The organism is Rhodococcus sp. RCBS9 (genome assembly GCF_029457415.1).
Taxonomy (GTDB): Bacteria; Actinomycetota; Actinomycetes; order Mycobacteriales; family Mycobacteriaceae; genus Rhodococcus_F; species Rhodococcus_F qingshengii.
The window spans coordinates 5,231,315-5,249,775 of record NZ_CP120422.1 but is presented as its reverse complement, the minus strand read 5'-3'; the positions used below and the strand labels follow the sequence as shown (position 1 = coordinate 5,249,775).

20 protein-coding genes are annotated in these 18,461 nt (G+C 61.8%); 5 read left to right on the top strand and 15 right to left on the bottom strand.

The annotated features are described in order from the left end of the window. Window positions 1-35: 35 nt before the first annotated feature. From P0M12_RS24700 to dxr, 4 genes are all read right to left on the bottom strand, one after another. Window positions 36-872: a GNAT family N-acetyltransferase gene (locus P0M12_RS24700; RefSeq protein ID WP_058226322.1), complete on the bottom strand. Its 837-nt coding sequence runs from the start codon at window positions 870-872 to the stop codon at window positions 36-38. 111 nt (window positions 873-983) lie between these two features. Further along, complete coding sequence (ispG, locus tag P0M12_RS24695) at window positions 984-2,141, bottom strand: flavodoxin-dependent (E)-4-hydroxy-3-methylbut-2-enyl-diphosphate synthase (protein WP_007734888.1); 1,158 nt, start codon at window positions 2,139-2,141, stop codon at window positions 984-986. A gap of 87 nt (window positions 2,142-2,228) precedes the next feature. Continuing rightward, window positions 2,229-3,446: a site-2 protease family protein gene (locus tag P0M12_RS24690; RefSeq protein ID WP_007734886.1), complete on the bottom strand. Its 1,218-nt coding sequence runs from the start codon at window positions 3,444-3,446 to the stop codon at window positions 2,229-2,231. Window positions 3,447-3,453: 7 nt separating this feature from the next. After that, on the bottom strand, window positions 3,454-4,611 hold the full coding sequence (gene dxr / locus P0M12_RS24685) for a 1-deoxy-D-xylulose-5-phosphate reductoisomerase (RefSeq protein WP_054187754.1): 1,158 nt from the start codon (window positions 4,609-4,611) through the stop codon (window positions 3,454-3,456). Window positions 4,612-4,731: 120 nt separating this feature from the next. Between dxr and P0M12_RS24680 the strand changes: the two genes are divergently transcribed. Further along, on the top strand, window positions 4,732-5,001 hold the full coding sequence (locus tag P0M12_RS24680; protein WP_003942762.1) for a DUF2631 domain-containing protein: 270 nt from the start codon (window positions 4,732-4,734) through the stop codon (window positions 4,999-5,001). A 78-nt stretch (window positions 5,002-5,079) separates the two neighbouring features. Here P0M12_RS24680 and rlmN read toward each other — a convergent pair whose 3' ends face one another. Then, on the bottom strand, window positions 5,080-6,189 hold the full coding sequence (rlmN, locus tag P0M12_RS24675; RefSeq protein ID WP_003942816.1) for a 23S rRNA (adenine(2503)-C(2))-methyltransferase RlmN: 1,110 nt from the start codon (window positions 6,187-6,189) through the stop codon (window positions 5,080-5,082). A gap of 102 nt (window positions 6,190-6,291) precedes the next feature. On the opposite strand from rlmN, the gene P0M12_RS24670 reads away from it, so the two are divergent. Together P0M12_RS24670 and P0M12_RS24665 are read left to right on the top strand one after the other, a co-directional pair. Next, the gene (locus tag P0M12_RS24670) at window positions 6,292-6,702 is read left to right on the top strand and encodes a lipopolysaccharide assembly protein LapA domain-containing protein (RefSeq protein ID WP_073512295.1); all 411 of its coding nucleotides are present in this window, start codon (window positions 6,292-6,294) and stop codon (window positions 6,700-6,702) included. Between the two features lie 95 nt (window positions 6,703-6,797). Next, window positions 6,798-7,640 (top strand): CoA ester lyase, encoded by an 843-nt coding sequence (locus P0M12_RS24665; RefSeq protein ID WP_030535660.1) that lies wholly within the window; start codon window positions 6,798-6,800, stop codon window positions 7,638-7,640. Between the two features lie 79 nt (window positions 7,641-7,719). On the opposite strand, the gene P0M12_RS24660 is transcribed toward P0M12_RS24665, so the two are convergent. From P0M12_RS24660 to rpsB, 6 genes are all read right to left on the bottom strand, one after another. Further along, window positions 7,720-8,448, bottom strand: coding sequence for a class I SAM-dependent methyltransferase (locus tag P0M12_RS24660; protein WP_030535661.1), 729 nt, complete (start codon window positions 8,446-8,448; stop codon window positions 7,720-7,722). A gap of 6 nt (window positions 8,449-8,454) precedes the next feature. Further along, window positions 8,455-9,351: a phosphatidate cytidylyltransferase gene (locus P0M12_RS24655; RefSeq protein ID WP_277377002.1), complete on the bottom strand. Its 897-nt coding sequence runs from the start codon at window positions 9,349-9,351 to the stop codon at window positions 8,455-8,457. Between the two features lie 48 nt (window positions 9,352-9,399). Continuing rightward, the gene (gene frr, locus P0M12_RS24650; protein WP_042924420.1) at window positions 9,400-9,957 is read right to left on the bottom strand and encodes a ribosome recycling factor; all 558 of its coding nucleotides are present in this window, start codon (window positions 9,955-9,957) and stop codon (window positions 9,400-9,402) included. 43 nt (window positions 9,958-10,000) lie between these two features. Next, complete coding sequence (pyrH, locus tag P0M12_RS24645) at window positions 10,001-10,729, bottom strand: UMP kinase (RefSeq protein ID WP_003942722.1); 729 nt, start codon at window positions 10,727-10,729, stop codon at window positions 10,001-10,003. 200 nt (window positions 10,730-10,929) lie between these two features. After that, window positions 10,930-11,757, bottom strand: a complete 828-nt coding sequence (gene tsf / locus P0M12_RS24640; protein ID WP_007734877.1) for a translation elongation factor Ts — start codon at window positions 11,755-11,757, stop codon at window positions 10,930-10,932. Window positions 11,758-11,909: 152 nt separating this feature from the next. Continuing rightward, window positions 11,910-12,743: a 30S ribosomal protein S2 gene (gene rpsB, locus P0M12_RS24635; protein ID WP_277377001.1), complete on the bottom strand. Its 834-nt coding sequence runs from the start codon at window positions 12,741-12,743 to the stop codon at window positions 11,910-11,912. A gap of 307 nt (window positions 12,744-13,050) precedes the next feature. Here rpsB and P0M12_RS24630 point away from each other — a divergent pair, with 307 nt between their 5' ends. Continuing rightward, on the top strand, window positions 13,051-13,548 hold the full coding sequence (locus P0M12_RS24630; RefSeq protein WP_277377000.1) for a M23 family metallopeptidase: 498 nt from the start codon (window positions 13,051-13,053) through the stop codon (window positions 13,546-13,548). A 25-nt stretch (window positions 13,549-13,573) separates the two neighbouring features. Here P0M12_RS24630 and P0M12_RS24625 read toward each other — a convergent pair whose 3' ends face one another. Together P0M12_RS24625 and P0M12_RS24620 are read right to left on the bottom strand one after the other, a co-directional pair. After that, window positions 13,574-14,683 (bottom strand): MinD/ParA family protein, encoded by a 1,110-nt coding sequence (locus P0M12_RS24625; RefSeq protein ID WP_277376999.1) that lies wholly within the window; start codon window positions 14,681-14,683, stop codon window positions 13,574-13,576. Window positions 14,684-14,806: 123 nt separating this feature from the next. Beyond that, window positions 14,807-15,733, bottom strand: coding sequence for a tyrosine recombinase XerC (locus P0M12_RS24620; RefSeq protein ID WP_277376998.1), 927 nt, complete (start codon window positions 15,731-15,733; stop codon window positions 14,807-14,809). Between the two features lie 84 nt (window positions 15,734-15,817). On the opposite strand from P0M12_RS24620, the gene P0M12_RS24615 reads away from it, so the two are divergent. Next, complete coding sequence (locus P0M12_RS24615; RefSeq protein WP_277377932.1) at window positions 15,818-16,990, top strand: multidrug effflux MFS transporter; 1,173 nt, start codon at window positions 15,818-15,820, stop codon at window positions 16,988-16,990. Here the strand turns inward: P0M12_RS24615 and P0M12_RS24610 are convergent. Then, window positions 16,987-17,757, bottom strand: coding sequence for a siderophore-interacting protein (locus tag P0M12_RS24610; RefSeq protein ID WP_054825505.1), 771 nt, complete (start codon window positions 17,755-17,757; stop codon window positions 16,987-16,989). The genes P0M12_RS24615 and P0M12_RS24610 overlap by 4 nt on opposite strands. A 293-nt stretch (window positions 17,758-18,050) precedes the next feature. Beyond that, window positions 18,051-18,410, bottom strand: a complete 360-nt coding sequence (locus P0M12_RS24605) for an Lsr2 family protein (protein ID WP_003942721.1) — start codon at window positions 18,408-18,410, stop codon at window positions 18,051-18,053. Window positions 18,411-18,461 lie beyond the last annotated feature (51 nt).

Sequence of the window (18,461 nt, the reverse complement as noted above, 5' to 3'; positions counted from 1 at the left end):
AGCGTAGGCGCGACCATTGCACGCAGCTTGTACGGTCAGTCGAGCAGCACCGTCGAGAAGGTCGCGACCTGTCGGAACCCCACCCGCGAATAGGTCGACCGCGCAATCGTATTGAAGCTGTTGACGTACAGGCTCGCAATGCGACCGGTCGCCATGATCGACTCCGCTACAGCCGCTGTACCGGTCACGCCGAAGCCCTGCCCACGAAATTCCGGGTTGACCCACACACCCTGGATCTGGCCACAGCGAGCAGACATCGAACCGACCTCCGCCTTGAAAACGACCTGGCCGTCCTCGATGCGCGCCCACGCTCGACCAGCGGCGATCAGGCTAGCGACACGGTGCCGGTATCCGCGCCCACCGTCGTTGGCACGCGGGTCGACTCCGACCTCTTCGATGAACATCGCGATCGCGGCAGGCAGATAGATCTCGAGTTCGTCCGAGCGAACCTGCCGGACCAGTGGATCCGACGGGCACGCCAGCGGCTCGGAAACCGCGAGCAACGGCTGTTCGGGGCGCACCTCCCGCGCAGTTCCCCAGTCGAGCTCGAGCATCTCCCACAACGGCAACGCCAATTCGGCGCGGCCGACCACCGACGAGCACATGCGCGGAATCCGACAGGCACGGTCGGCGAATGCCCGAATGTCATCCGGATCGCCTCGAAGCGGAACCAGGTTCGCCCCGGCAAAGCACAGTGAGGACAACGGCCCGCCTCGACTCCACAGCTCGCCGTGAATCATTCGTGGGTCGACGCCGCATTCTTCGACGCGCGCGGCAATCATGCAGGCCGCCACCGGATCGGCGTCGAGTACCCGTCGGACGTCTTCGAGATCTCGACTTCCGACCTGCTTGGCTCCGAGGAGTTTGAGCATCCGTCAACCCCCTCGACTCGACTGCGCGTCCACGAATATCACTACCCGATCATGATGCACTCAGATTGCCACGAACCTGACACCGACGGGGAAGATTCATCCGGCAATCACTCAACTCACGGTGACGACCGGCGCACCCTCCGAGGCGTCACCCTCCATGCTTTCGGCAATTTTCATCGCCTCTTCGATCAACGTCTCGACGATCTGCGCCTCGGGCACCGTCTTGATGACCTTGCCCTTGACGAAGATCTGGCCCTTGCCGTTGCCGGACGCCACACCGAGGTCGGCCTCACGCGCTTCACCCGGTCCGTTCACGACGCAACCCATGACTGCCACGCGCAGCGGGATCTCCATGCCTTCGAGGCCGGCGGAGACCTCGTCGGCAAGTGTGTAGACATCGACCTGTGCACGGCCACACGAGGGGCAAGAGACGATCTCGAGCTTGCGGGGACGCAGGTTCAGAGACTGCAGAATCTGGTTACCGACCTTGATTTCCTCGGCCGGCGGGGCCGAGAGCGAAACCCGGATCGTGTCGCCGATACCCTCCGCGAGCAGCGCACCGAAGGCGACCGCGGACTTGATCGTGCCCTGAAACGCCGGCCCTGCCTCCGTGACGCCGAGGTGCAACGGGTAATCGCATTTGGCGGCGAGTTGGCGGTAAGCCTCGACCATGATCACCGGATCGTTGTGCTTGACGGAGATCTTGATGTCACCGAAGCCGTGCTCTTCGAACAACCCGGCCTCCCACAGCGCGGACTCGACCAACGCTTCGGGCGTCGCCTTGCCGTACTTCTCCATCAACCGAGGATCGAGCGATCCCGCGTTGACACCGATACGGATCGGAATGCCTGCGTCACCGGCAGCCTTGGCCACCTCTTTGACACGGCCGTCGAATTCCTTGATGTTGCCCGGATTGACGCGCACCGCAGCGCATCCCGCATCGATTGCCGCGAAGATGTAGCGCGGCTGGAAGTGAATGTCGGCGATAACCGGGATCTGGCTCTTCTTCGCAATGATCGACAACGCGTCCGCGTCTTCCTGACGCGGGCAGGCGACACGAACGATGTCGCAACCGGACGCGGTCAGTTCCGCGATCTGCTGCAGCGTTGCATTGACGTCGTGCGTCTTCGTGGTGCACATGGACTGCACCGAGATGGGGAAATCGCTGCCCACACCTACCGTGCCGACCTGCAGCTGCCGTGTCTTGCGTCGAGGAGCAAGAATCGCTGCGGGTGCCGAGGGCATTCCCAGTCCGATAGGGATGGTCACGTCTGTGCCTTCTTTCATAGCTTCACTGCAAGTTTAGCCGGGCGATCGCCGCACTACCGCGCGGCAACCGTCACCCTTCTCACACGGTCAGAAGATCTTGATCGGATTGACGATGTCAGCCGTGAGTGTCAGCAACATGAACGCGCCACCGATCACGATGAATACGTAAGTAATCGGAAGGAGTCTGGTGTAGTCGACCGGGCCGCCGGGAATCAAGCCTCGGCGGGCGCGGAACCAATCACGGATCTTCTCGTAGAAGACCACCGCGATGTGACCGCCGTCGAGCGGCAACAGCGGCAGGATGTTGAAAACACCGAGGAAGAAGTTGATCGATGCGAGCAGTCCGACGAACGTCGCCCACTGTGCACGGTCCGCCGCTTCACCGCCGATCACGCTGGCACCAACCACGCTGATCGGTGTGTCCTGGGCGCGTTCGCCGCCCGTGATCGACTCCCACAGAGCCCCCACCTTCGACGGAATGTCAGCCAACGCCTTTACCGAGTCGACCATGATCTGGCCGGTGAAGTCGAAGGCCGCCGGAACAGCAGTGAGCGCGTTGTACTCGATCAGATTGCTGACACCCTCAATTCCGACAGCGCCTACCTTTGCCAGTTCCGGCGTTGTGCTGCCGTCTTTGGCTACGTAACGCTCAACCGGCGATACGTCGACCGGAACTTGAACAGTCTCGTCGCCGCGCTCGACTGTGAGCGTGACTGTCCCGGACTTGTCGCGGATCGCCGCGGAAACCTTGGCGAAAGTGTCCGTCGGTTGACCGTCCACCGCGACGATCCGATCGCCGGCAGCAATTCCGGCTGCCTCCGCCGGGCCGGTACCGGTGCAATCCGCGAGTTTCCACCCCTGATCCTGTCCGAGCTGCGTCGGAGCAACACACGTCACGCCCTTGACAACAGGCGGTGCCGGCTCCGTACTGGTTCGACCCCAACCGAGGAGCAATGCGTAGATCAGGAGGAACCCGAGAATGAAGTTCATCGCGATACCGCCGGACATGACGACGACGCGCTTCCACGCCGCCTTCTTGTACATCGCGTGCGGCTCTTCTTCAGGCGTCATCTCGTCGAGGGCCGTCATGCCCGCGATGTCGCAGAATCCGCCCAGCGGCAGCGCCTTGAGGCCGTACTCGGTCTCACCTCGACGGAACGAGAAGATTTTCGGTCCGAAGCCGATGTAGTAGCGGCGAACCTTCATTCCCAGAGCCTTGGCCGTCCACATGTGACCGGCTTCGTGCAGGGCGATGGACACGCCGATGCCGAGGGCAAACAGCACTACGCCCAGTGCAAAAACCATGAAAGCTCTAGCCCTCCTGCTTCACGAGCTGACGCGCTCGTGTGCGTGCCCAGCCGTCTGCGGCCAGAACGTCGTCCACGGTAACCGGTTCTGCGGACCATTGACCTGCATCGTCGAGAACAGCAGCCACCGTGCGGACGATCGCCGGGAAGGAAATGACACCGTCGAGGAATGCCTGAGCCGCCACTTCGTTGGCCGCGTTGTAGATCGCGGTGAAGCAACCTCCGGATTTGCCTGCGCTTCGCGCCAGATCGACGGCGGGGAACACCGACGAATCGAGCGGCTCGAATTCCCAGGTGGAGGCGGTGGTGAAGTCGCATGCCGACGCCGCACCTTCGATGCGGTCCGGCCAGCCGAGAGCGAGAGCAATCGGGAGCTTCATGTCCGGTGGACTCGCCTGTGCCAGCGTCGATCCGTCGAAGAAGGTCACCATGGAATGCACGATCGACTGCGGATGCACGGTGACGTCGATGCGGTCGTAGTCGATCCCGAACAGCAGGTTCGTCTCGATCAACTCGAGGCCCTTGTTGACCAGAGTTGCCGAATTGAGGGTGTTCATGGGCCCCATCGACCAGGTGGGGTGCGCTTTTGCCTGAGCTGGATTCACACTTTCGAGATCCTCGGCGCTCCAGCCACGGAACGGCCCACCCGAAGCGGTGAGAACCAACCGGGCCACCTCGTCGCCTGTTCCACCACGTAGGCACTGGGCAAGCGCCGAATGCTCCGAGTCGACCGGCACGATCTGACCGGGGGCGGCGGCTTTCGTCACCAGCGCTCCGCCGGCGACAAGCGATTCCTTGTTCGCCAGCGCCAGGCGCGCTCCCGAGTTCAAAGCCGCCAGTGTCGGTTCGAGTCCCAAAGAACCGACGAGCGCATTGAGGACAACATCGGCACCGCTGTCCCGAACCAGTTCCGTCACGGCGCTCGGTCCCGAACGGGCGGTTACCGATTCCAGCGCCGATGCCGCTGCAGGATCGGCGACGGCGACGTCCGTGACGCCGGTTGCACGAATCTGTTCGGCCAACAACTCGACGTTGTTGCCGCCCGCTGCAAGACCGACTACTTCGAAACGGTCGGGGTTGGCAGCGATGACCTCCAGCGCTTGGGTACCGATCGAACCGGTACTGCCGAGGAGGAGGACGCGGGTACGTGTGGTTTCCTGCACTCGCCCATTGTTCCTGATAACACCTGAGAACAACCTTATCGACGCCCAACTACGTACGACAGGCAGTCGTATGTCACCATATTGGGCAGTAGTGCAACCGAATGAGCAGGAGGATCGACCGTGGCCGATACCCAGTTGGACGTCAAGTCCAGCGCCCCCGTCGTGGTCTCGCACGTCGATGAGGCCGAGGTTCCCTCTGCCGCATGGGGGTGGAGTGGTGAAGGACTCAAGTTTTTCCGTTTCCTCGGATGGTTCTTCGCAATATTCCTGCTTCTGATGATGATCGGAAACCATCACGGCAAGGTCGAGGATCTGTGGCTCATCGGCACCGCCGGATTGATGATCTTCATTCTGGTCCGCGACATCGTCATCCGTCGCCGCCCGCGCTAGAAACCTGACAAAGAGAAGGCCTCCACGAACGAAAGTTCGTGGAGGCCTTCTCTTTACGTGTTTCAGGCCTGGAACGTTTCAGTTCTCGGCTGCCAGCTGGCCACAGGCTGCGGCGATTTCCTGACCGCGCGTATCGCGCACCGTGCACGAGACGCCCTGGGCGATGACCCGACGCACGAACTCGCGCTCGACGTCCTTGGGGCTCGCGTCCCACTCGCTGCCCGGAGTCGGGTTGAGCGGGATCAGGTTGACGTGCACCAACCCGCCGAGTGCTTTCTTCAGCTTCTTGCCCAGCATGTCCGCACGCCACGGCTGATCGTTGACGTTCTTGATCATCGCGTACTCGATTGACACACGACGACCGGTCTTGTCTGCGTAGTACCGGGCAGCCTGAAGTACCTCCGACACTGACCAGCGATTGTTGACCGGGACAAGAGTGTCGCGCAGTTCGTCGTCCGGTGTGTGCAGCGACACCGCCAGCGTGACGCTCAGTCCTTCGTCAGCGAGCTTGCGGATAGCGGGAGCTAGGCCGACGGTCGAGACCGTGACGGACCGCTGAGACAGGCCGAGGCCGTCGGGTGCAGGCGAGGTGATCCGTCGCACCGCTGCCACCACGCGCTTGTAGTTCGCCAAAGGCTCGCCCATACCCATGAACACGACGTTCGAGAGGCGTCCGGGGCCGCCGGCAACTTCACCGTCGCGCATGGCAGCCGCTGCCTCGCGAACCTGATCGACGATCTCGGCGGTCGAGAGGTTGCGGTCGAGGCCGCCCTGACCCGTCGCACAGAACGGGCAGGCCATTCCGCAGCCTGCCTGACTCGAGATGCAAAGTGTTGCCCGGTCGGGATAGCGCATCAAGACGCTTTCGAGCAGCGTTCCGTCATGTGCCTTCCACAGGGTCTTGCGAGTGTCGCCCGAATCGCACGCGAGGTGCTTGATCGGGGTCAACAAGGTCGGGAACAGCGACTCCCCAACCTTCTCGCGCACCGATGCGGGGAGATCGGTCATCTTCTCCGGATCGGCTTCCAGCCGCGCGTAGTACTGACGCGCCAGCTGATCGGCCCGGAAAGCCGGAAGGCCGAGCTCTTTCACCGCTTCTTTGCGCTCGGCGGAATCGAGATCGGCGAGGTGCCGTGGAGGCATTCCGCGCTTGGGTGCAGTGAAAACGAGGGGAAGAGAGGCAGCCATAGTTACACCATTGTCCCATTGTTTTGGGGTGCTACCCCACTGCCACCCGATTGTGGCCGGATTACCCGTGCAACTTCGCGCAGGTTGAGTGATGATCATGTCATGTCAACCACACCAGAGGATCCGTCGAATTCCCCCGTGTACGGCCCAGCCGACGGTTTCGGCCCCGATCCGGAACTTCCGAAGGTGGACGAGAACAAGGCAGTGGAAAAACACGATCCGGAACCGACACCGACGCCTGAACCGGTGCCGACCGGAACGTCGGTCACCGACCGAACCAGGGCTGCGACGACCTGGGTTGGCCTGGTCATAGGCGCAATTGTGCTGATCTTACTGCTGGTGTTCATCCTGCAGAACCTCGAGAGCGTCTCCGTCAAGATCCTCGCCTGGCAGATCGACTTTCCGCTCGGAATCACGATCCTGCTTTCCGCCATCGCGGGCGCGTTGATCATGGCGTTGGCAGGTGGCGTTCGCATCATTCAGATCCGGCGCGCAGCGAAGCGGCAGATGTGACTGAAATCTAGTTACGCAATTGGGTCGATCGATGGGCCAGCAGGCATCATTGATGTCGTGGAAATCACCGGAAAGGCCCTGATGTGACTACTCACATGGAGAGACCTGTGACCTCGCGAATTGCCCCGCAGCAGGCAAGATCCTGGCTCCTCGTCCCCGCGTCCAAACCGGACACCTTCGACGCCGCACTCGCGAGTGCGGCCGACGCCGTCATTCTCGACCTCGAGGATGCCGTCACCGCACCCAACAAACCAGCTGCCCGCCGCGATGTCGCCGCATTCCTGAGCGAACACAATCACGCCTGGGTTCGGATCAACGACGCCACGACACCGTTCTGGGAAGAGGATCTGGCCGTACTCGCGGGCCTCCCCGGACTCGAGGGTGTCATGCTCGCAAAGACCGAAAGCGGTCAGCAGGCCGACGCCACGGCCGAGCGACTTCCCGACGGCACCAAGATTCTTGCTCTCGTCGAATCCGCGGTGGGACTCGAGGCTGCGCCCGAGATCGCACGCACTGACGGCATCTTCCGTCTCGCATTCGGCAGCGGCGACTTCCGGCGCGACACTGGGATGGACGACTCCCCCACGTCGATGTCGTACCCGCGTTCGCGGCTCACCATCGCCAGCCGCGCGGCACGCATCGCTCCGCCGATCGACGGTCCCACGCTCGGCCCCGATCTGGATCTGCTCGCCCGAGACTGTGCGATCACCTTGTCACTCGGTATGGCCGGCAAACTCTGCATGACCACCGCGCAGACTGCCCCCGTCAACGCGGGACTGAGTCCCTCCGTGGCCGACGCGATCTGGGCTCAGAATGTCATCGACGATCTCGGCGAAGACGGCTCACGCGTGCGCGACGGCAGCGACCTGCCCAAGCTTGCCAAGGCCAAGAAGATTCACAAGCTGGCCACCCTGTTCCACATCCCCACCGATCACTGATTTTTTTACTACTGAATCGGTGCAGAAAACGTCAGGCGCTCAAGTCGGAGCGCCTGACGTTCGTCTTTTGGGCCCGCCCTCACGCAAGTTCGAGCGATCGTGGTTTGGATCGAACATGGATCCGGTATCGCACCGAGAAGGCAAGCCCTGTTACTTGCGAGAACGCACGCTCGGCAGTCTTCTCGGTGAATTCGATTCCGAGCACCCGCCGCATATCGTCTCGATTCTCGAACTCCCACCGGGTGTCGACGCGCGTGAGCGAGAATCCTTGAGCCTCGAAGAACGCTTCGACTGCCGCGGGATCGTATTTGGGCAGATCCGCCCTCATCCACTCCCCGTACGGGCCGGCGCTCACATCGAGATCCACGATCAGCAGGGCTCCCCCGGGCCTCAGGATGCGCATTGCTTCACGAATTCCCGGGCCGCAGCCTTTTCCGAAGAAGTACGCCGTACGGGCATGGACGAGATCGACTGAAGCATCCACCAGACCCGTGGACTCTGCTGAACCCTGGACTACGTCGATCGACGCCGAATCGCGGGTTCGTTCCCGCGCGGCCTTCACCAGCGGTGCGTGCGGCTCCACTCCGACAACACGACGGGCAGTACGAGCGAACTCCGGTAGATGGAACCCCGCCCCACAGCCGACATCGACGACATCGCGTCCAGTCCAGTCGACCCGGGCTCGCATCGCCGCCCAGAGGGAACCGTCGACGTCCTGCGCGCGGTTCTCGATTTCGTACACGTCCGGCCAATGCCAGATGTTCGGGCTGGGGATCGGCTTGGAACGGCCGGAGAAGAAATCACGCACGCGAAATCAGACGAGTGCGTACAGAATCAGCCAGGTGACAAATGCCGACGGCAGGAGTGAATCCAGGCGATCCATGATTCCGCCGTGGCCGGGAAGCAAGGTTCCCATGTCCTTGATGCCGAGTTCGCGCTTGATCTGCGATTCGATCAGGTCGCCGACCGTCGCGACTACCACCAGGACGACACCGAGCAGGACGCCGATCATCGAATTCGCGTCGAGTATCAACGTCACCGAAAGCAAACTGCCGATGACGCAGAAAATGAGGGAGCCGACGAATCCCTCCCAGGACTTCTTCGGGCTCACAGCCGGCACCATCGGGTGCTTCCCGAACAGCACTCCAGCCGCGTAGCCGCCGATGTCGGAGCACACGACACCGATCATCAAGACGAAGACGCGACCGGGGCCGTCGTCTTCGAGCACCATCAACGCACCGAATGACGCCAACAGCGGGATCCACGCCAGAACGAACACCGTGATGGAGGTGTCTCGCAGGAAGTTCTTCGGTGTCGCTTTGAGCCCGTGGTCGAACAACCGCCACACCATGCACATCAGAACGGTCGCGGTGAATCCGCTGAGCACCCCGACCGGTCCCCACGGCCAGCCGAGCCAGATCGTGGCTTGCCCGCCGACGAGAAGCGGAATTCGCGGCACCTCGATGTCGGCTTCACGAAGCCGCGTGGTGACCTCCCACGTCGCGATGAACATCGCAATCGCGACGACAGCGATCCATCCCGGGGGCAGGAAGATCAAAGTGCCGATGACCAAGGCGCCGAGACCAGCTCCGACGCCGATGGCGGCAGGTAGGTTCCTGCCCGCCTTCGACTTCGGCGGTTGCGCGCCCTCAGCGCCGCCCGTAGGCCCGTCCGTGACGGGACCACCGGCGGTTCCCTCTTGTGCGTGCACCCAAACTCCCTGATCTACTCCCGACGACAAACACTGCAAATGAGGAGGCTAAACCTCCATCAACTCTGCTTCCTTGTGCTTGACGAGTTCCTCGACCGTGTGCACGTACTTCGCCGTGGTCTTGTCGAGTTCTTTCTCTGCGCGACCGACCTCGTCCTCGCCGGCTTCACCGTCCTTCTGGATCCGGCTGAGTTCGTCCATCGCCTTGCGGCGGATGTTGCGCAGCGTGACCTTCGAATCCTCGCCCTTGGACTTGGCCTGCTTCACCAGTTCACGTCGACGCTCTTCCGTGAGCTGCGGAACCGAAATGCGGATGATGCTGCCGTCGTTGGACGGGTTCACACCGAGATCCGAGTTGCGGATCGCCGTCTCGATCGCGTTGAGCTGCGAAGCCTCGTACGGCTTGACGATGACCATGCGGGCCTCGGGGACGTTGATGCTCGCGAGCTGCGTGATCGGCGTGATCGAACCGTAGTAGTCGATCACGATGCGCGAGAACATACCGGGGTTCGCGCGTCCGGTGCGAACCGAGCCGAGATCGTCCTTGGCTACCGTGACAGCCTTTTCCATCTTCTCTTCTGCCTCGAAGAGCGCTTCATCGATCACGGCTGTTCCTCCATGTTGTTCTGCATCATTTTTTGGGTGTCACTCACGACTTGATCAGGGTGCCGATCTTCTCACCGGACACCGCGCGAGCGATGTTTCCTTCGGTGAGGAGGTTGAACACCATCATCGGCATCGAGTTGTCCATGCACAGGCTGAATGCCGTCGCGTCCGCGACCTTGAGCTCACGTTCGATGACCTCACGGTGCGTGATCTGTTCGTACATCGTCGCGTCCGGATCGAGACGCGGGTCGGCCGAGTAGACGCCGTCGACAGCCTTGGCCATCAGCACTACCTCGGCACCGATCTCCAGCGCGCGCTGCGCAGCAGTGGTGTCAGTCGAGAAGTAGGGCATACCCATCCCGGCACCGAAGATGACTACGCGCCCCTTCTCGAGGTGCCTGCGTGCGCGAAGGGGGAGGTACGGCTCGGCGACCTGGCCCATGGTGATGGCCGTCTGCACGCGAGAATCGACGCCCGCCTTCTCCAGGAAATCCTGCAGAGCGAGGCAGTTCATGACGGTGCCTAGCATGCCCATGTAGTCGGAGCGCGCGCGATCGAGGCCACGCTGCTGCAGTTCCGCTCCGCGGAAGAAGTTTCCGCCGCCGATGACCACTGCAACCTGTACGCCTGATCGAACGACCTCTGCGATCTGCTCAGCCACCTTGGTGACCACGTCGGGATCGAGACCGACTTTGCCGCCTCCGAACATTTCGCCGCCGAGTTTGAGCAGGACCCGCTTGAATCCTGGACGTTCGTTGGCTGGTTCGGACATTGTTCTCCTCAGTTCGATACAAGACCTTGTAGGTCCTTCATTCTTCTTCTGCCGCCGAATCGGACACCGCGGCATAGGAAAGCCCCCGGGACTCGTCCCGAGGCACTCTCATCCTGCCTCATCGGAGGCCCCAGGTACACGTAGACCCCGCCGGTAGAGCAAATGCTCTTCAGGCGGGGTCCATGTGTGCGGGCTCCGAATTAAGCGGAGGCGCCGACCTCGAAACGCACGAAGCGCTTGATGGTCACGCCTGCCTCGTCGAGGATCGCCTTGACGGTCTTCTTGGAGTCCGTGACCGAAGACTGCTCGGTCAGAACGACGTCCTTGAAGTAACCGTTGACGCGGCCTTCGATGATCTTCGGCAGTGCCTGCTCGGGCTTGCCTTCTGCGCGGGCGGTCTCTTCGGCTATGTGACGCTCGGAAGCGACGATCTCCTCGGGAACCTCGTCACGCGTGACGTACTTCGCCTTGAGTGCTGCGACCTGCATTGCAGCGCCGCGAGCGGCCTCAGCAGCAGCATCGCCTTCACCGGTGTACTCGACGAGAACGCCGACAGCGGGCGGCAAGTCGGAGCTGCGCTTGTGCAGGTAAACGGCAACGGGGCCGTCGAAGGAAGCGACGCGGCTCAGTTCGAGCTTCTCACCGATCTTCGCGGACTGCTCCGCAATGACGGTGTCGATGGTCTTGCCGTCGAGCTCGAGCGCCTTGAGAGCGTCGAGGTCAGCAGGCTTACCAGCAGCAGCGACGGTCACGATCTCGTCGGCCAGCTTGATGAACTCGTCGTTCTTGGCGACGAAGTCGGTCTCGCAGTTGATCTCGATCATGACGCCGTCCTTGGCGACGACGAGACCCTCAGCGGTGGTGCGCTCTGCGCGCTTTCCGACATCCTTCGCGCCCTTGATGCGCAGCTGCTCGACGGCCTTGTCGAAATCGCCGTCTGCATCTGCGAGTGCGTTCTTACATGCCATCATTCCGGAGCCGGTGAGCTCACGGAGCCGCTTGACGTCAGCGGCGGTGTAGTTCGCCATGATTAGCGAGCCTCCTCATGTGTCTGTTTCGGACCTAGGACTAACGGTGAAGCACGGCCTAACGGTGAAGCACGGCCTGACGGTGGTGCTCGGGCCTAACGGTGAAACGGCCCTGACCAAAAGAACTCTTGGTCAGGGCCGGTTTCAACGAATCAGGCCTCGGTGGCCGGTGCCTCTGCGGCGGGGGCTGCCTCAGCCTCTGCGGCCGGAGCTGCCTGCGAGAGCAGTTCCTGCTCCCACTCGGCGAGGGGCTCGCCTGCGCCGGCTTCGGGCTTCGCGTCCTTGTCGGCGCTCAGTCCTGCACGTGCCTGCACACCTTCGGCAACCGCGGAAGCGACAACCTTGGTCAGCAGTGCTGCGGAACGGATGGCGTCGTCGTTGCCCGGGATCGGGTAGTCGACGAGGTCGGGGTCGCAGTTGGTGTCCAGGATCGCGATGACCGGGATGTTCAGCTTGCGAGCCTCGGCAACTGCCAGGTGCTCCTTGTTGGTGTCGACGATCCACACCGCGGAAGGAACCTTGGCCATGTCGCGGATACCACCGAGGGTGCGATCCAGCTTGGTCATCTCACGCGTGAGCATGAGGATTTCCTTCTTGGTGCGACCTTCGAATCCACCGGTCTGCTCCATTGCCTCGAGCTCCTTGAGGCGAAGCAGACGCTTGTGAACGGTGGTGAAGTTGGTGAGCATGCCGCCGAGCCAACGCTGGTTGACGTAGGGCATTCCGACGCGAGTCGCTTCGGAAGCGATGGACTCCTGCGCCTGCTTCTTGGTACCGACGAAGAGAACGGTGCCGCCGTGGGCAACGGTCTCCTTGACGAACTCGTACGCCTTGTCGATGTACGTCAGCGTCTGCTGGAGGTCGATGATGTAGATGCCGTTGCGGTCGGTCAAGATGAATCGCTTCATCTTCGGGTTCCAGCGACGGGTCTGATGTCCGAAGTGGGTTCCACTATCGAGCATCTGCTTCATGGTTACGACAGCCATGGCTGTGTACCTCAAACTTTCAATCCGGTTGATGCAGGCGATCGGGTGATCCCTGCCCTGGCACCCGCACGGCCGTCGGACCTGTTTCGTGAGAACCAGGACCAGCCGAGGCCGGAAAACGTGCGCGGGCGCGCGAAGTCGGACTGTGCGAGCACAGACCGCTCGACAAGTGTACGTCCTCGTCCCCCGATGCCATAACCACCCCGGTAGCAACAGACCGAACCGGCGGTTGTGGATCGGCGGCTACCCTGTGGATTACCCGTCTGATCTGCATTGAAGCGTGCGCTACTCCGCGCAAGATCAAGGAATGACGATCTTGCGCGGAGCTCGAGGCGTGGTATTTGCCGTGATCTCCTGCTGTGTCGCCGTAGGCACGGCGTCAGCAGACACGCGATTCGACTGGCCGCTCGCTCCTCGGCCGCACGTGGAACGCGCTTTCGACAAACCGGCCGAGAACTGGCTGCCGGGTCATCGCGGGGTCGATCTCGGCGGCAGCGCCGGCCAATCCGTCCTCGCGGCCGGCGACGGCATCGTGGTGTTCGCGGGAGTGGTCGCCGGAAAGCCGACGGTGTCGATAGATCATTCCGGCGGCCTACGCACGACCTACGAACCCGTCACCGCAGTCGTTCGCACAGGTGAACGCGTCGCAGCCAGGTCAGTGATCGGAACCCTCGAAACCGGGCACGAAGGGTGCGCTGTCGAAGCATGTTTGCACTGGGGCTTGCGCAGAGGACGCGAGTATCTCGATCCACTCGGACTGGTTCGGTCGCAACCGCTCAGGCTCAAGCCATTGAAAGGAGGCTGATCGGTCGCAGAAATCGGTCGCAGAATCAGTGCCATTCGGAAACGGCGTGCCGACCCACAGCGTCCGCGAAGTCGTCGGCCACCATCGCTGCCAGTTCCATGAACGCTCGTCTGGTGGCCGGTCGCATCAATTCGAGGTCCATCACCGACCCCTCCGCGAGATGCTCGTCGAAAGGAATGACCTCGACGGCGCGGCATCGACGCATGAAATAGTCCACCAACGCGTCCATGTCGATGACGCTCGACCCTGGTCTGGCGGCGCTGATGACGACGACGGTCCGCTCGACCAGATGGCCGTATCCGTGCAACTGAAGCCAGTCGAGCGTTGCCGCTGCACTGCGCGCTCCGTCGATTGCCGGCGAACTGACCAGAACCAACGAATTGGCAAGATCCAGAACGCCGTTCATCGCCGAGTGCATGATCCCGGTACCGCAATCAGTGAGGATGATGTTGTAGTAGACCTGCAAGATGTCGATGACCTGGCGATAGTCGGCCTCGCTGAATGCCTCCGAAATCGCCAGATCCTGCTCACTCGCCAGCACCTCGAGACGACTCGACGACTGGGATGTGTGCACTCGAACGTCCGAATAGCTCTTTATGTCCGGTCTAGCAGCAATCAGATCGCGCACTGTCGAATTGGTCTGCAGCGGAACACGTTGTGCCAAAGTCCCGAAATCGGGATTGGCGTCAACCGCCACGACGCAGTCACCACGCAGCGAAGCAAACGTCGCACCGAGTCCGACCGTGACCGTCGTCTTGCCCACTCCCCCTTTGAGCGAGAGCAGAGCGACTCGGTAGTCGTTGCGGATCGGCTGCTCGATTCGGGCGGCCAGTGCACGGTTGCGCTGTTCGTTGGTCGAATCCCCCAGATTGACCACACCTCCGGTCGCACGATGCAATCCCCTACGCCAGCCGCCACGCGGCGTCCGTTTCGGGCGTTTCAGTAAAGCTTCGGCAACCAGATCCTGGTTTGTCACCTGCTGTTGGCTCGACGGTGGCGGTGGCGTGGACCAGACCTCTTGCAGTCGCGCCACAGGCTCCGGCGTCGGCGCCGGCTCGGGAGCCGGTTGCGGCGATTCGGACAGCCAGGCTGGTTGGCCGCTGTTCGGCAGGTGCTTCACATCTTGGCGGTTCACGAATCCCCCGGATATCGCATGTAATCGAGTGTCTCGATACGACGATCGAACTTTGCCGATTGTTCACTCTTCTGAGCTGCGACGCTACCAAATACCAGCCGAGAACTCGCGTCGCTCCACAAATCAGGCGCGCGGATGGGCCTGATCGTGGACGGATCGAAGCCGTTCGACCGACACGTGCGTGTACAGCTGAGTGGTCGCCAAACTCGCATGACCGAGGAGTTCTTGGACCACACGAAGGTCCGCACCACCCTCCAGCAAATGTGTCGCAGCCGAGTGCCGAAGCCCGTGCGGACCCATGTCGGGAGCCCCTGGAATTGCAGCCATGGTTTCGTGGACCACCGAACGCGCCTGACGCTGATCGAGCCGGCCGCCTCGAACTCCGAGGAGCAACGCTCGCCCGGACCGATCCGAACACAGCGCGGGTCGTCCGTGCTCCAGCCAGCCGTTCAGTGCCGATTCTGCGGGCAGGCCGTATGGCACCGACCGCTCCTTGTTCCCCTTGCCGAGAACACGAAGCAAACGTCGATCGACATCGACCGACTCGACGTCCAGTCCACACAACTCGCCGACGCGAATTCCGGTGGAGTACAACAATTCCACGATGAGTCGGTCTCGCAGGGCGAGCGGCTCTTGTTGCTGCGCACCGCTTTCCGCCGCATCCATTGCGTCGAGGGCCTGGCTCTGACGCAGCACCGTCGGTAGCGTCCGGCGAGCTGGTGGAGCCGCCAGACGTGTGCCCGGGTCGACGGAAATGCGTCCGGTCTGCGCGAGCCACGCAGTGAACCCACGCGCCGAAGAAGCCCGTCGAGCTACCGTCGTACGGGCTGTTCCTACGGCATTCTGGGCGGCCAACCACGAACGCATGACACTTAGGTCGAGGCGGTCGAGATCTGCATTCTCCGAACCCGCGGAGAAATGGGTCAGCAATGCCCGCGCGTCACCGACGTAGGCGCGGATCGTGTGTTCCGACCGGCCTCGGCTCAGTCGGAGGTGCTCGGCATACGCATCGAGGTGAACGCTCAAGCTCGCCGGCAATGCGTCAGTCATGAACACACGCTCGCTCGCCGCGATTGAAACTGCAAGCTCCCTCGCCGATAGGGTTGATCGGTGAATCGAGCAATTCCTCTGAAGATGTTGTGCGTACTGGCACTGATTTCCGCAATCGCTCCACTGTCCATCGACATGTACCTGCCCGGCCTACCGTTGATGGCGGATGCACTCGACACTACTGCGGCCAGCGTTCAGCTCACGCTGACCACCTTCATGGCAGGCCTCGGAATCGGCCAGCTGATCATCGGTCCGATCTCCGACGGACTTGGCAGGCGACGAATACTGCTGGCCGCGACAATCATCACGGCACTGAGCGGCGCGGCATGCGCGGTGGCGCCGAACATCGAGTTTCTCATCGGTGCACGACTCGTCCAGGGCTTGAGTGGAGGCGCTGCCATCGTTCTTGCCCGCGCTTGTATTGCCGACCGAGCGCGCGGCGACGACGCAGCGAAGCTCTTCAGCATCATGATGATCATCGGCGGTATCGCTCCCGTGTTCGCGCCACTGATCGGCGGCGCACTTCTCGGCCCCGTCGGGTGGCGCGGGATCTTCTGGGTCCTGGCGGTCGCGGGCGCTGTAATGGTGGCTGGTGTCGTTTTGCTCGTTCCCGAGACACTTCCGCCCGAGCGACGCCACGGCGGCGGATTGAAGGCCCTGATCTCGAATCTGAGATACGTCGTCCGAAATCAGCATTACCTCGGATATGCGCTCGCATTCGTCTTCGGATTCGGCGCCCTGTTCGCCTACATCTCCGCGTCACCGTTCGTCGTTCAGAACGTTCTCGGGCTGAGTCCGTCACAATTCTCGATCGTGTTCGCAGTGAACGCCACCGGAATGGTCACGGCAGCGATGATCACCACTCGCCTGCTCGGTCGCGTCGGAGCACGCACGCTGCTGCGTTTCGGGGTGTGCCTACTCCTCATGGGCGGCGCCGTATTGTTCTGCACCAGCGTGGTTTTCAGTTCCACGAATACCTGGTTGATCTTGGTCCCACTGTTCGTGGCAATTTCGAGCATCGGGTTCATCATGGGCAATGCGACCGCTCTCGCCCAAGGAGAGGTCACCAACGCGGCCGGGACCGGTTCAGCGCTGATGGGAGCGGGCCAGTTCGGCTTGGCGGCGCTGGTTTCGCCGTTGGTGGGAATTGCGGGAGAAGACACGGCAGTTCCGATGGCAATCGCAATTCCCACCTTCGGAGTTCTCGCGGCCGTTGCGCTCGTGTTGCTGACTCGCGGCACGGCCGCCGCGAGTTAGTTTTCGGCCGCAGCGAGTTCGGACTTCCAGACCCGGAAGCCCTCTTCGGTGCGACCACGACGCCAATAGCCAGAAATGGAAGCGGCCGACGCCGGGACATTTCGTTCCTTGCGAATGTACGGCCGGAGGTTGTGCATGACGGCTTGTGCTTCACCGTGAATGAACACGTGCGGTTCGCCCGGCAACCATTCGAGTGCCTTGACCGCGGCGACAACCGGAGCGTTGTCGCCAGCTAATTCTTCGCCGACCGCATCGGACGATGCCCCGCGATGTAGCCAGGTCACGGCAATACCTTCTGGGGCATCGAGCGCGATTTCGTCGTCCGGTCCCCCGACTTCGACAACGGCGTAGCCGACCGCATTCGGCGCCAATCGCGCTATCGACGCGGAAATAGCGGGTATTGCGGTCTCGTCTCCGACGAAGAGATACCAATCAGCGGTTGGTGACGGCGAAAACGCGCCACCGGGTCCCCGCAGAGTAATCTCAGCGCCCGGCTGAACTGACGCGGCCCACGGACCTGCGACACCCATGTCGCCGTGGACGACAAAATCGATTGCAATCTCTTTGGCATCAAGATCGTACGAACGAATCGTGTAGGTGCGCAGTGTCGGCTGATCAGGAGTGCCGAATTCGATCTTTACATAGGAATCGCTGTATTCGCTGGGAGTGTACGACTCGAAGCCTGGTCCCCCGAGAAACACTCGTACCATATGGGGGGTCAATTGTTCGGTCCGCAGAACCGTCAATGCAGTTGTCGGCTTGGCCACAGAAAGATCCTTCCGAAAGTTAGTGTTACCTAACTAATGTACACGACAATTGCAGCACGAGGGCGAAATACCTCGCCGGCGACTCCACATAGCGCTCTGTCGACCTTTGCACAGAGCGAAAGAAACCGACCAATCTGCTGGGTAAATTCGGTGCTGTTTAGACGAATTATCTGATCAGCTTCACACGGACGACCTGTCGGACAAAGCTGTCCGAGAACTCGGCAAAGCAACAGTAAAATACACCTCTGGCTCCCGGCGAGTTCGCCGAGAGCCAGAGGTGTATTTAATTCGATCTAGTGTGCAGCGTCGAAAGCGTCGATGATTTCCGCTTTGATACGCCCACGCGGAGCAACTTCGTAACCGTTCTTACCTGCCCAGTCACGGATGGCCTGGAGCGTCTCCTTGGAGCGTCCGGAACCTGATGTGGCCTGCGGAGATGCAGCCTGAGCCTTCTTGCCGCGCTTCCCGCTCACCTTCGCAGCAGCCTCCACGAACGGCTTCACCGCAGCGTCGAACTTCTCTGCATTGGTGGCGCGCAGATCGATCACGTAATCCGTTCCCTGGTAAGAGAACTCAATTCGATCACCGAATCCATCGTCAATCGGCTTACCATCAAGGTCGTCGATGAGTTGCCGAATCAGCTTCTCAGCCATTGCACTCCTCTTTCAATGATCGATTCAATTCTCCTTCACAATACACAGATA